This window comes from Stutzerimonas chloritidismutans, assembly GCF_020783375.1.
Lineage (GTDB): Bacteria > Pseudomonadota > Gammaproteobacteria > Pseudomonadales > Pseudomonadaceae > Stutzerimonas > Stutzerimonas kunmingensis.
Genome location: NZ_CP086067.1, coordinates 3,095,572 through 3,109,164, shown reverse-complemented (window position 1 = coordinate 3,109,164; position 13,593 = coordinate 3,095,572). Strand labels below are relative to the sequence as shown.

Here is a 13,593-nt window from a genome sequence, read left to right as displayed (position 1 = left end):
ACGCTAGCTCGCGCCGCCCTGCAGGTAGCTGTCCAGGCAAGCATACAGCTGCCGGCTCTCCAGAGGTTTACCGATGAATTCATCCATACCCGATTCCAGGCCGCGCTGACGGTGCTCTGCCAATACGTGGGCGGTCACGGCGATGATCGGCACGGCCTGTAATTCAAGCTCCGCTTCCAGCTTGCGTATCCGCCGGCTGGCTTCGAAGCCATCGAGCTCCGGCATTTCGCAGTCCATCAGGATCAGTTGCACGGCTTCCGGATCGCGACGATAGAGGTCCACGGCCTGGCGTCCGTTGTCGGCGAGCTGAACCGCGTAACCGCGCTTTTTCAGCAGGCCGCGCACCACCATCTGATTCACCGGATTGTCCTCGGCGACCAGAATGCAGGGCTCGCGGGGTGGCTGCTCTGCTGGTGCAACGTCGGTCGCTTCGCTAGCCTGCTGAGGCGCTGGAGTGTATAGCGCCTGCAACGCCTCACGCAGCGGCGTGCTCTGCAGCGGTAGCGCCAGGCTGATCAGACGTAACCCGGGCGATGGCGGTGGCGGCTCGTGGACCGGCGAATAGAGCATCAGCACCCGCTGATTCGCCTCCAGATGCGGGCGAAGACGCTCCAGCCACTGCGCCGGACTGCCCGGCCAGGGCGCCAGCAGAACCATCAGTGGCGGGGCGGTGAAGTCCGACAGGTAGTCCGGCAGGCATTCCGGGGTCTGACAGCGCTCGGTGCGCATGCCCCAGCGTCGCAGCAGATGGCTCAACGCCTCGAGGCCCTCGGTATCCTGCGAAGCGAGCAGCGCCGGGCGGCCGCCGAGCAGGTGGTTCAGCGGGTCTTCCACATCGCTGGCGCTTTGCAGCGGGATTTCGAAACAGAAGCGGCTGCCGCGGCCCGGTGCGCTCTGCACCTCGATATGGCCGTTCATCATTTCCACCAGCTCCTTGCTGATCGCCAGGCCAAGTCCGCTGCCACCATAACGTCGGGTGGTACTCGAATCGCCCTGGGAGAAGGACTCGAACAGTTGCGCCAATACTTCCTGACGCATGCCGATACCGCTGTCGCTGACGCAGAACACCAGGCGCCGGGTGCCTTCCTGGGTCTGACGGCAGGAGACTTCGAGCAGTACGTGGCCGTGCTCGGTGAATTTCAGCGCATTGCTCAGCAGGTTCATCAGAATCTGTTTGAGTCGCGTGGGGTCGCCACGAATCCGTCGCGGCACGCCGGGCTCCAGGCCTACGTGCAGGCTCAGCTGTTTCTCCAGCGCCTGCGCGGTGAACAGCCGGATGGTTTCGGAAATCAGGATTTCCAGATCGAAATCGATGTCTTCCAGGCTGAGCTTGCCGGAGCCGATCCGGGCGTAGTCGAGGATGTCGTTGATCACCGCCATCAGCGAATTGCCGGAGCTGGAGATGGTATCCAGGTAGAACTGCTGGCTGCGGTCCAGCGGCGTTTCACGCAGCAGTTGCAGCATGCCGAGCACGCCATTGAGCGGCGTGCGGATCTCGTGACTCATCTTGGCCAGGAAGCGGCTCTTGGCTTCATTCTCGCTGGCGGCCCGCTCGGCGGCCTCACGCGAGCGGTAGCCCTCTTCCTTGAGCAGGTTGATGCGATCGGCCAGGCCGATGGACAGGGTGATTAGTTCGAAAGCGACGCTGGCCTTGACCACCGCCGCGCCGTACAGGCCGAACAGTTCGAAACCCAACGAGCCGGCCGTGACGAGAATGAACGAGGCCAGCAGCACGCCCCACGCCAGCGTGTAGTAAACCCCGTAGCGCACGCCGCGGCGCCAGACAAAGGCACCGGTGACGAGCAGGCCGACCGAGGCGGCGATCACAGTGATGCTGGCCAGGATGCTCCAGGTCTGCACGTCCAGCAGCAGCCCGGAAACCATGCTGCCGAGGGCGATCAGCAGCGTGCAGCGCAGCACCAGATCGAGCCGTGGAAAGAGTTCGCGGGTATGCAGGAAGTGGCGGCTGAACTGAATGGCGATCAGGCAATGACTGAACATCAGGACGTAGATGCCCATGGCCACCAGCCCGCCGTCGTCGGCCAGCCATTTGACCAGCAGGCCGTCGAAGGAGAGTGCGAACAGTCCGACGTTGAGGGTGTAGACCAGATACCAGAAGTACGCCGGTTCGCGCAGCGAGGCGAAGAGGAACAGGTTGTAGCAGAACATCGCGAACAGCACGCCGTAGAAGGCCCCGCTGATGCCGCTCAGCTCCTGCTGCTCGGCCGCGCTGGCGTTGTAGCTGCTGAAATACAGTGGCACGTAGAGCGTGCTGGTGGTCTTGATGCGTAACAGCAGCGTGGTTTCGCCCGGCGGCAGATCGACGGGAAACCAGAAGTCGCTGACCTTCACCGGACGATCCGCGAAGGGGTAGCGATCCCCGCTCAGTTGCCGGCTGATGCTGCCGTCGGGGTACTGCAGGAACACCTCGATGTGGTCGAGCAGTGGATAGTTGATCTCGATGAAACCGCCGAGTGGTGCGTCCAGCTCGTTGACCAGCCTGGTGCGTAGCCACCACGTCGAGCTGTTCTTGCCTTCGTTGACATGCCCGCTCTCGACGGGGCGCAGACGCTCGGCGGGTAACGCCATGACTTCATCGAAATCCAGGCTTCCATCCGGGTCTTCGAGGTAGAGGGTGCCGTTACCGAGGGACTGGCGCGTATCGGGCGAATCGAACACGACGGGCGAGACTGCCCAGGCTTGGAGCGACAGGCAAAACAGCAACAGAGCCAGGCATGAACGCGGCGACATGTTTCGTTCCGGAAGGGGCGCGCCCGAATGGGCGACACATATTAGTAGAGCGATGTGACGGTACCGATTCCTTGGGCTCTACATGGCGCCTTCAGAGTGCCGCACGTCCTTGTCCGGTTAACTTTGCCGAGTTACGCGCCGAGCGGCAAGCGTCTGCTGCGCGAAGCAGGCGCCTGGTCACGTAAGCCAATGACTCAACTTTCACGCTCCTGGGGGTGGTGCTGGCGCCCGATCAGTGTGTCGACGGGTGGCACGCGGGTGTCGTTCTCCATCTGCGCATCGTGTTCCAGTTGATGGCTGAAACGTTCCAGCGAGTCCTTCGAGTGTTGGGAGTCGCTGGCGAAGACCGGCTGGCTGAGCATGTAGCCGCAGAGCAGGCGGCTCATCGCCGCGAGGCTGTCGATGTGGGTGCGTTCGTAGCCATGGGTGGCATCGCAGCCGAAGGCCAGCAGCGCGGTGCGGATGTCGTGTCCCGCTTCGACCGCCGACTGGGCGTCGCTGTGGTAGTAGCGGAACAGGTCGCGGCGCACCGGGATCTCGTTCTCGCTGGCGAGCTTTAGCAGGTGGCGCGACAGATGAAAGTCGTAGGGGCCGCCGGAATCCTGCATCGCCACAGTTACCGCGTGCTCACTGGAGGCCTGGCCCTTGGCCGCCGGCGCGATGTCGATTCCGACGAACTCGCTGACATCCCAGGGCAGGGCGCCGGCGGCTCCGGAGCCGGTTTCCTCGGTGATGGTGAACAGCGGATGTACATCGATGGGTGGTTCGCGGCCGCTTTCGACGATGGCCTTCAGTGCCGCCAGCAGCGCGGCGACGCCAGCCTTGTCATCCAGGTGGCGGGCGCTGATGTAGCCGTTTTCGGTGAATTCCGGCATCGGATCGAAGGCGACGAAATCACCGACGTTGACCCCCAGCGCGCAGGTTTCGTTGCGGCTGTAGGTATAGGCGTCCAGGCGCAGTTCGACGTGGTCCCAGCTCACCGGTGCTTCATCCACGGCGGTGTTGAAGGCATGCCCCGAGGCCAGCAGCGGCAGTACGCTACCGCGGATGACTCCGGTATCGGTGAAGACGCTGACGCGGCTGCCCTCGGCGAAACGGCTCGACCAGCAGCCCACTGGGGCCAGGCCGAGGCGGCCGGTATCCTGAATCTCGCGGACGATGGCGCCGATGGTGTCCAGATGTGCCGCGACCGCGCGGTCCGGGCTGTAGCGGCGGCCCTTGAGTGTGGCGCGGATGGTGCCGCGGCGGGTCAGCTCATAGGGGATGCCCAGCTCGGCCAGGCGCTCGGCAACATAGCGCACAATGGTGTCGGTGAATCCAGTGGGGCTGGGGATGGCGAGCATTTCCAGCAACACGCGTTGCATGTAGTTGAGATCGGGTTCGGGGAGTTTTGCGGTCATGAGAGCTCCTGTTGACGGCGCCTTTTCAGCCTTCGGATGGAGTGAATGTCGGAGAGCGGGACCCGCCATAGTGACGAGCGACCTGTGGCGACCCGGCTTGGTGCCGGGTTGCGCCAGACTCAACCTGCGGTGCTGAGCGGGAAAAGCAGGTCGATGAAGCGTTCGGCGGTCGGCTGCGGTTGATGATTGGCCAGGCCGACGCGCTCGTTGGCCTCGATGAAGACGTACTCCGGCTGGTCCGGTGCCGGCACCAGCAAGTCCAGGCCCACCACCGGGATGTCCAGCGCGCGGGCGGCGCGTACGGCGGCGTCGACCAGCTCGGGGTGCAGTTGCGCGGTGACGTCTTCCAGCGTGCCACCGGTATGCAGGTTGGCGGTGCGGCGCACCGCGAGCCGGTGTCCGTCCGGCAATACACTTTCGAAGTCGAAGCCGGCGTCGCGCAGGCAGCGCTGGGTTTCCTCATCCAGCGGAATGGAACTCTCACCGCCGGTAGCGGCCTGGCGCCGGCGGCTCTGCTTCTCGATCAGCGAACCGATGCTGGTGCGGCCATCTCCGATGACTTCCGCCGGGCGGCGTATCGCCGCGGCGACCACCTCGAAGCCGATCACCACGATGCGTAGGTCGAACCCCGGGTGGAAGCTTTCCAGCAATACGCGGCTGTCGTACTGCCGGGCACGCTGGATGGCGTCTTCCATTTCGGTCGCATCGCGCAGGTCCACGGCGACGCCCATGCCCTGTTCGCCATCCACCGGCTTGACCACCACGCTGCCGTGCTCGGCGAGGAACGCGGCATTTTCCTTCGGGCCGGCAGCCAGCTGTTGCGCCGGAAGACAGATGCCCGCCTGGGACAGGGTGCGGTGGGTCAGGCGCTTGTCCTGGCAGAGCGTCATGCTGACGGCCGAGGTCAGGTCGGATAGCGACTCTCGGCAGCGTACCCGCCGGCCGCCCTGGGTCAGGGTGAACAGACCGGCTTCGGCATCGTTGATCTCGATCTCGATACCGCGCCGCCGGGCCTCGTCGACGATGATCTTGGCGTAGGGGTTGAGCTTGGCTTCCGGGCCAGGGCCGAGGAACAGCGGCTGGTTGAAGCTGTTCTTGCGCTTGACGGTGAAGGTCTGAAGATCACGGAAGCCCAGCTTGGCGTACAGCGCCTTGGCCTGCTGGTTGTCGTGCAGCACCGACAGATCGAGATAGGCCAAGCCGCGGCCCATGTAGTGTTCGATCAGGTGCCGCACCAGCGCCTCGCCGACGCCCGGCCGCGGGCAGCTTGGCGAAACCGCCAGGCACCAAAGGCTGGAGCCGTTTTCCGGATCGTTGAAGGCGCGGTGGTGGTCGATGCCCATCACGCTGCCGATGATCTGCCCGGAGGTTTCGTCCTCGGCCAGCCAGTACACCGGGCCGCCCTGTTCGCGCGGGGTGCAGCGCTCCGGGTCGACGGGCATCATGCCGCGCGCCTGGTACAGACCGTTGATGGCCTGCCAGTCGGCTTCGCTCTGGGCACGACGCACGCAGAAACCGCGGAAACGCTTCTGCGCAGGGCGGTAGTCGGTGAACCAGATGCGCAGGGTATCGGAGGGATCGAGAAAGAGTTGCTGCGGTGCATAGGAAAGCACCTGGTGTGGCGCGGCGACGTACAGCGCGATATCGCGCTCGCCCGCCTGCTCGTTGAGCAGTTCGGCAGCGAGTTGGGCGGGATCGGAGTAGGTGTGGCCGACCAGAATGCGACCCCAGCCGCAATGCAGGATCACCGGGCCGCAGGGCTCCTCCTGACCGTCCTCGGCGAAGCGTGCCTGCAGCCGCTGGTAGGTCGGAGCCTGTCCGCGCAACAGACGCTGACCGTAGGCTTGGGACTTCTGCATGGTGCGTTCCTTGATGCTAAGTCACGAACCGGCAGCGGCGGGGCGATGTGCTTGCCCCCGTGGCGCGTGGCAACCGCAGCCGTTCGTGAGCGGGTTATCGGGGCCGTCGTGGCCTGGCGCCTGCAGCGGCCAACGTCAAAGGCCTTGTTCGCTCAACCATAGGTTGACCGCCGCCAGCTGCCAGAGTTTTGAACCGCGCAGCGGCGTGAGTTGGCCATCCGGATCGGCGAGCAGCTTCTCCAGTGCCTGCGGGTTGTAGAGACCGCGTTCCTGGCTGGGGTCGAGCAGCATCTCGCGAACCCAGTTCAGCGTCGCACCCTGCAAGTGCTTGAGGCCCGGCACCGGGAAGTAGCCCTTAGGCCGGTCGATCACCTCGGCAGGAATCACCTGGCGCGCCGCTTCCTTGAGCACATACTTGCCGCCCTCGGGGAGCTTGAACCTGGCCGGGATGCGCGCCGACAGTTCGGCAACGCGGTAGTCGAGGAACGGCGTGCGCGCCTCCAGGCCCCAGGCCATGGTCATGTTGTCGACGCGCTTGACCGGGTCATCGACCAGCATCACCGTGCTGTCGATACGCAGCGCCTTGTCCACCGCCGCATCGGCGCCGGGCTGGGCGAAGTGCTGACGGACGAAGTCGCCGGAGAAGTCGCCCTGGACCCACTGCTGCTGCACAGTCTCGGCATATTCCTCGTACGTGCGATCGCGGAACGCGGCGAGGTAGGCCGCCACCGGGTCTTCGGCGCCGTCCACCAGCGGATACCAGTGGTAGCCGGCGAACAGTTCGTCCGCACCCTGGCCGCTCTGCACCACCTTGCAGTGCTTGGCCACTTCCCGCGAGAGCAGGTAGAAAGCGATGCAGTCATGGCTGACCATCGGCTCGCTCATCGCCTGGAAGGCGGCCGGCAGCTGTTCGAGGATTTCCTTTTCCTGAATACGCAGCTGGTGATGACGCGTGTTGTAGTGCTTGGCGATCAGATCCGAGTACTTGAACTCGTCGCCGCGCTCGCCGCCGGCATCTTCGAAGCCGATGGAAAAGGTCAGCAGATTGTCGGCCACACCGGCTTCGCGCAGCAGGCCGACCAGCAGGCTGGAGTCGACACCGCCGGAGAGCAGTACGCCGACATCCACCGCGGCGCGCTGACGGATCGCCACCGCCTCGCGCATGGTGTCCAGGGTGCGCTGTTTCCAGTCTTCGAAGCTGTAGTTGCGCTCCTCTTCTCGGGCGCCGAATTCCAGCTCCCACCAGCGCTGGGTGGTGGTCGCACCATTGGCGTCGACGCGCATCCAGCTCGCCGGCGGCAGCTTCTCGATACCGGCGATCAGCGTGTCCGGTGCCGGAACCACGGCGTGGAAACTCATGTAGTGATTCAGCGCCACCGGATTCAAAACACCGGCGATATCGCCGCCCTTGAGCAATGCCGGCAGCGACGAGGCGAAGCGCAGGCGCTGGTCGGTGCGCGACAGGTACAGCGGCTTGACGCCGAGACGGTCGCGGGCGATGAACAGCTGCTGGCTGTCGCGCTCCCAGATGGCAAAGGCGAACATGCCGTTCAGCCGCGGCAGCAGCCCTTCACCCCAGGCATGGAAGCCCTTGAGCAGCACTTCGGTATCGCCTTCGGAGAAGAAGCGGTAGCCCAGGCCTTCCAGCTCTGCGCGCAATTCGGGGTAGTTGTAGATGGCGCCGTTGAAGACCATCGACAGGCCGAGGGCCGAGTCGATCATCGGCTGGCCGGACGCCTCGCACAGATCCATGATCTTCAGGCGCCGATGACCCAGGGCGAGTGGGCCCTGGCTGTGGAAACCGCACGCGTCGGGGCCGCGCGCAGTCAGGTGTTGAGTGATGCGTTCAACCGCAGCCAGATCGGCCGGGCGGTTATCGAAGCGAAGTTCTCCAGCTATGCCACACATAAGATCCTTACCGGTTTTGCCGTTGGGGAGTGTGACTGGCCCGTCACCCGCGAAGTTCAGCCTTTCGGATCAGCGCAGCGGCGCCGATGCGGCCGGGAACAGGTCAGTCAGCTTTTTACACCAAAACAAAAAAATGCTTTGATGTCAAAGTTAGTTTTCGCAAGAAAAGCCGCATATGACTGAAGAAACAGTTTTAAACGAAAGCAATAGTGCCGGGCTGGAAGCCTTCGAGATGCCGCTGTTTCAGGCCATGCGCCGGTTGCAGCAGGACGCCGAAGTGCATGCCAAACGGCTGGCGCGTTACGGCGGGCTGAGCCCTGTGCAGCTGATGATCCTGCAGGTGCTGGCTAGCGAAGGGCAGTTGACCGCAAGTGACCTGAGTCGGCGCGTCAGCCTTACCGCAGCCACGCTTTCCGGGCAGATCGACCGGCTGGAGGAGCGCGGGTTGTTGCAGCGCCAGCGCGACGAGCAGGACCGTCGTCGCCAGTGGCTGCTGCTCAGCGATAGCGGTCGCGCCTTGTTGCAGCAGGCGCCAGCGCTGTTGCCGCCGGAATTCCGCGCGCGTTTCGCCGCCCTGCCGCAATGGGAGCGCCACGCGCTGACCGCCGCGCTGCTGCGTGCCGCCGAACTGTGCGGCGACATGGAGTGAGCGCCTCTAGCGCGAGTTCTTCAGGCTCTCCACGGTCAGCTCCAACGCCTTGCGCATGTCCAGTCGCGCCGAGCGGCCGACGTCGCGATCATCCAGCCGATAGCCGCGCTCGGACGGCAGGATCGGCGCGGTCAGGTCATCCGCCTCGGCCGGTTCGAAATCCGAATCACGGCCGATGGTCATGGCGCTGCGGCGCAGCAGTTCGCGCACCTGATCCGGCTCCAGCCCAGGATTGACCGAAAGCATCGCGCCCACCGCGCCGGCAACCAGCGGCGTGGCATAGGAGGTGCCGCAATGCACGTCGCCGCGCTGCTCGGGATCGAGCGTGGCGGCACGGGTGCAGGCCGCAGCGGTGATATCCACGCGCATGTCGACATTGGAGGATTTGCGCTTGCGTACGTAGTCCGGGTGCTCCACCGAGACCTTTTTCCTGTCGTTGCGCTCATGGCCGCCGACCACCAGCAACTGCTCGGTGATGAACGAGGAGGGCAGTCGATAGTCGTCACGCCCGGAGTGGGCCGAGCCATTGCCGGCGGAGTTGATCACCAGCACGTCGGGATGTTCGCGGCGCAACCAGAGGAAGAATTCCTCCAGCAGCTCCTCGTAGCCGCTCATGGCAATTCCCGAGCGCAGCAGCGAATCCACCGGCTCGCCTTCCACATCCACCGTGCCAATGCGGTGGATGCCCCAACTCCAGTTGAGGATGCGCGCGCCGTCCTCCACCAGATTCACCGAGGCCGCGACGTTGGCCGTGATGCCGGCGTCCGAGTTGCGCTCGACGATCACCTCGAAGCCCGGCCCGGTACCGTCCAGTGCACTGAGAAATCCCTGGTCGCGGGCATCGCTGGCGTGGGCGGCGAGGATGCCGGCGACGCTGCTGCCGTGATTGTCCGGCCGGTCTGCGTCGCGGGCGTAGAGGCAGGTGCGCTGCTGCTGTGGATCGCAGGGTTCGAGGTACTCGGCGAAATGCGGTGCATCGAAATCCACCGCGCGCTCGATGATGCCGATACGCACCGGCTGTTTCTCCCCGGCGCGCTGGCCGGCGGGAATGCGTTCGCGGTAGTAGTCCACCGCATCGAGGAAGCGGTTGGCGGCCCACTCGCGGTTCTGCGGACGCTTCTGATCCGTGGTCTTGCCGGTTTCCTGCTCGTCGTTCTCGGCGGCCGATTCCTCGATCACCACGGCATCCACACCCACCTCGCTGCCCAGGCGCAGCACCATGGCATCGCGTTCGGTCAGGTCTTTCACTGGTAGGCGCAGCTGATAGGTGTTCAGCGGCGGTATGGCGCCGACGACTTCGGCGCCGTACTTCTCGGCGAGCTGGCGCGCCTTTTCCAGCCCCTTGTGGTCCTCCTCGATGATCAGGCTGACCAGGTCTACATAGGTGGTCAGGTCATCCATGTTGCGCGCCACTTCATCGGGTTTGGCGGCGAGCACCTGGCTGCGGCCAGCCGAGAGCCAGACCGGATTGCTGCGTTGCCCGTCGCGTTCCAGCCACAGCGGGCCGCTGCGCACCGCGTCCGCCGCTAGGGTCAGGCGCAGCTGCTTGCCGTCGCGTTGGAGCGTGTCGGCAGCCACTCGCTCGCCGTTGAGGTACAGCTGCACCCCGCCGCGGGGCAGGCCTTTGGCGCTCAGGCACCAGCTCAGCGAATCCTCGGCGAAGAGGTCGCCGCAGCGCTTGAGCTGGGTGATGCGGATGGGATCTTCTGCAGCTGCCGGAAAGGCGGCGAGGGCGCTCAATAACCCGAGGCCGAGGCCGAGGCCGAGGGTGAACAGGGTGGAGGCGCGTTCTGGCATGGTTCAACGTCGCTCGAGGTAGTTGACGCTGAACAGCCCGCGCCGGTCGGTCCACTGACCGCGACAGGCGAAGCCGGCGGCATCGGCCAGGGCAGCGAAGGATTCCAGCGTGTACTTGTAGGAGTTTTCCGTGTGCAGGCTTTCCCCAGCATCGAAGTGGAAGCGCCGGCCTTCGATGGTCACGTCCTGCGCATCGGGGCTGATCAGGTGCATCTCGATGCGCGATTCGGCCTCGTTGAAGAAGGCGCGATGGACGAAGCGCGACGGGTCGATGTCGCTGTCCAGCTCGTTGCGGATGCGCTGCAGCAGGTTGAGGTTGAAGGCGGCTGTGACATGGGCGCGGTCGTTGTAAGCCGCCTCCAGCACCGCGCGGTCCTTGACCAGATCGACGCCGATCACCAGGCCGCCACCGGCTGGCAGCACATCGTGCAAACGCTGCAGAAAGGCCGCGGCCTCGCCGGGGGTGAAATTGCCGATGCTGGAACCGGGGAAGAACATCAGCGGGTGCTCGCTGGAAAAATCATCCGGCAGGTTCAGCTCGTTGGAAAAGTCGGTACAGGCGGCATGCACCTCCAGCCACGGGTAGTCCGCCGCCAGCCGCTGGGTGCTGCTGAGCAGGAAGTCCTCGGAGATGTCGATGCCCAGATAGCTGGTCGGGTGCAGTGCCTCCAGCAGCAGGCGTACCTTGCGACTGGCACCGCTGCCCAGCTCGATCAGGTCGCTGTGAGGGCCGGCGATGTCGAGGATGTCGTTGGCAGCCTCGGCGAGAATCTGCTCCTCAGTGCGGGTGATGTAGTACTCGGGCTGCTGGCAGATCTGCTCGAACAGCTCGGACCCGCGGCGGTCATAGAAGAACTTTGGCGAGGCCCATTTCGGGCTCGCGGCGAACCCGGCGAGGGTTTCGTCGCGCAGCGAGGCGTCGTGTGGCTGTTGCAGCTGATCGTGAAAGTGAATTGCCAGCGCCATGTTCAGAGCCCTCTGGCCAGGCGCAGCCCGGCGAACTGCCAGCGCATGGCCGGCTGGAAGAAGTTGCGGTAGGTGACCCGTAGGTGGGATTCCGGCGTGGCGCAGCAACCGCCACGCAAGACCATCTGGCCGGACATGAACTTGCCGTTGTACTCGCCAAGGCTGCCCTCCAGCGGGCGAAAACCCGGATAGGGGAGGTAAGCGCTGGCGGTCCACTCCCAGACATCGCCGAAAAGCTGCCTCGGGCCGTCATGGCCGGGCGGCGCGGCGACCGGTTGCAGGTAGTCGCTTTCAAGGAAATTGCCGCGCAATGGCTGGTCGGCGGCGGCGACTTCCCATTCCGCTTCGCTCGGCAGCCGCGCACCGGCCCAGCGTGCGAAGGCATCGGCCTCGTAATAGCTGATGTGACAGACCGGTGCCTCCAGGTCCAGCGGGCGCAGACCACCAAGGGTCATCTCGTGCCAGCTGGCGTCCTCGCGCAGCCAGTACAGCGGGGCGTTCCAGCCGGCCTGCTGGATCAGGTCCCAGCCGTCCGACAGCCACAGCTCCGGGCGGGCATAACCGCCGTCAGTGATGAACGACAGGTATTCGCGGTTGCTCACCAATCGTTCGGCAAGCTGGAAATCCTCGACGAACTGGCGATGTCGCGGGGTTTCGCAATCGAAGGCGAAATCGCTGCCGGCATGCCCGATGTGCTGCACACCGCCGGCGTATTCATGCCAGCGCGGGCGCTCGGGGCTGCTGGGCCGGGGCTGGGCGAGATCGTCGCGATAAACCGGGTGCAGCGGGCTCTGCGCGAGGATGTGCTTGATGTCCATCAGCAGCAGTTCCTGGTGCTGCTGCTCATGCTGCAGGCCGAGGCCGACGCGGCGGACGATTTCGGCAGCCTGCTCGCGCGGCGGATTGCTCAGCAGTTCGCCCATGGCCTGGTCGACGTGGCGGCGATAGCGATAGATCTCGTCCACACCCGGGCGGGACAGCACACCGCGCCGCGCCCGCGGAAAGGGCAGGCCATGGGTCTGGTAGTAGGAATTGAACAGGTAGTCGTAGGCCTCGTTCAGCCGCCGGTAGCCGGGCAGATAAGGCAACAGCAGAAAGGTCTCGAAGAACCAGCTGACATGCGCCAGGTGCCATTTTGGCGGGCTGACTTCCGGCGTGCTCTGGATGACGTAATCCTCGACCTGCAGCGGCGTGCAGATCGCCTCGCTGGTGGCACGTACCTGCCGGTAACGCTGCAGCAACAGGTCGAGTTCGGCGAGTACCGGATGCGAATGTGGCTGCTCTGCCAGGTTGCCCATGGCTGTCCCCCTCGGGTTTGACGACCGAAACGGCCTCCCATAGCGACCCGGCGCGGCGGGCAAAAGTTTCTGCCGGCCGGCTTGGCGACCATGAAGAAAAAGCGGCCGCGCTCTGGTCACTCTGTATGAGCAAAGCAGGGGATCGAGCCATGCGAAAGTTGTCAGTTCTGGGTTCCGCAGTGCTGTTGGCTGCCTGCGGGCAACACAATACGGCGTCCTACACCGACGCCGCGGGCGCGCCGAAAAGCGCCGAGACGCGCACCCTCGAGGCCGGCGCAAAGCTGTTGCAGGGCAAGGCGCCGCTGAATGCTGTGAGCGCTTACCTCAACGGCTTTCACTTCTATAACGGCGACATGGACGGGCAAATGGAGGCCCACCACTACGTCACGCGGCTGAACGAGGACGTGATGCAGGCGCTGATCTACGACGGCAATGGCAGCGATGCCAAGCTCATGGGCGTCGAATACATCATCAGCGCGCGCCTGTTCGCGACACTGCCCGACGATGAGAAGATGCTCTGGCACAGCCACGATTACGAGGTGAAGTCCGGCGCGCTGGTTGCCCCCGGCCTGCCGCAGGTCGCGGAAAAGCAGCTGATGGAACAGGTGGTCAGCACCTATGGCAAGACGTGGCACACCTGGCATACCGACCGCGACAAGGAGCTGCCCTATGGAATTCCGGCGCTGATGATGGGCTTTACCGCGGATGGCCAGTTGGACCCGGCGCTGGAAAAGGCCCGTGACGACCGTCTCGACGTGGATACCCAGGCGATCCGTCGCAGTCGCGAGTCGATCCCGCAGCCGACGGTCGATCCGGCGGCAAATGCCTGGGAGAAAGGTGAAGTGATTCAGCTGCAGCGGGTGCGGGGGGCCGGCGAGCATCGCCACGGCGATGGGGCCGGGCGGGCGGAAATAATCGAGTCGGGACGCCTGCAACAACAGCAACAGCGCAGCGATAAACGCTGA

The 13,593-nt window shown here is 64.8% G+C and carries 9 protein-coding genes; 2 read left to right on the top strand and 7 right to left on the bottom strand.

Annotation, left to right across the window (positions count from 1 at the left end):
• Nucleotides 1–3: 3 nt before the first annotated feature.
• The 4 genes from LLJ08_RS14315 to LLJ08_RS14300 form a co-directional block, all read right to left on the bottom strand.
• Nucleotides 4–2,751, bottom strand: coding sequence for a hybrid sensor histidine kinase/response regulator (locus tag LLJ08_RS14315; RefSeq protein ID WP_228207323.1), 2,748 nt, complete (start codon nt 2,749–2,751; stop codon nt 4–6).
• Nucleotides 2,752–2,945: 194 nt separating this feature from the next.
• Nucleotides 2,946–4,151: an osmoprotectant NAGGN system M42 family peptidase gene (locus LLJ08_RS14310; protein ID WP_003301243.1), complete on the bottom strand. Its 1,206-nt coding sequence runs from the start codon at nt 4,149–4,151 to the stop codon at nt 2,946–2,948.
• Nucleotides 4,152–4,270: 119 nt separating this feature from the next.
• Nucleotides 4,271–6,010, bottom strand: coding sequence for an N-acetylglutaminylglutamine synthetase (ngg, locus tag LLJ08_RS14305; RefSeq protein ID WP_045666273.1), 1,740 nt, complete (start codon nt 6,008–6,010; stop codon nt 4,271–4,273).
• Nucleotides 6,011–6,145: 135 nt separating this feature from the next.
• On the bottom strand, nt 6,146–7,918 hold the full coding sequence (locus tag LLJ08_RS14300) for an N-acetylglutaminylglutamine amidotransferase (protein WP_228207322.1): 1,773 nt from the start codon (nt 7,916–7,918) through the stop codon (nt 6,146–6,148).
• Nucleotides 7,919–8,093: 175 nt separating this feature from the next.
• Between LLJ08_RS14300 and LLJ08_RS14295 the strand changes: the two genes are divergently transcribed.
• A complete protein-coding gene (locus LLJ08_RS14295) occupies nt 8,094–8,567 on the top strand; it encodes a MarR family winged helix-turn-helix transcriptional regulator (protein ID WP_102833275.1) in 474 nt (157 codons plus the stop codon).
• Between the two features lie 6 nt (nt 8,568–8,573).
• Here LLJ08_RS14295 and LLJ08_RS14290 read toward each other — a convergent pair whose 3' ends face one another.
• From LLJ08_RS14290 to egtB, 3 genes are read right to left on the bottom strand one after another with little or no spacing between them, the layout of a single operon-like run.
• The gene (locus tag LLJ08_RS14290; RefSeq protein ID WP_228207321.1) at nt 8,574–10,364 is read right to left on the bottom strand and encodes a S8/S53 family peptidase; all 1,791 of its coding nucleotides are present in this window, start codon (nt 10,362–10,364) and stop codon (nt 8,574–8,576) included.
• A 3-nt stretch (nt 10,365–10,367) separates the two neighbouring features.
• Nucleotides 10,368–11,330: an L-histidine N(alpha)-methyltransferase gene (gene egtD / locus LLJ08_RS14285; protein ID WP_044314594.1), complete on the bottom strand. Its 963-nt coding sequence runs from the start codon at nt 11,328–11,330 to the stop codon at nt 10,368–10,370.
• A 2-nt stretch (nt 11,331–11,332) separates the two neighbouring features.
• Nucleotides 11,333–12,628: an ergothioneine biosynthesis protein EgtB gene (gene egtB, locus LLJ08_RS14280; RefSeq protein WP_102833273.1), complete on the bottom strand. Its 1,296-nt coding sequence runs from the start codon at nt 12,626–12,628 to the stop codon at nt 11,333–11,335.
• A gap of 149 nt (nt 12,629–12,777) precedes the next feature.
• Here egtB and LLJ08_RS14275 point away from each other — a divergent pair, with 149 nt between their 5' ends.
• Nucleotides 12,778–13,593, top strand: coding sequence for an OBAP family protein (locus LLJ08_RS14275; protein WP_228207320.1), 816 nt, complete (start codon nt 12,778–12,780; stop codon nt 13,591–13,593).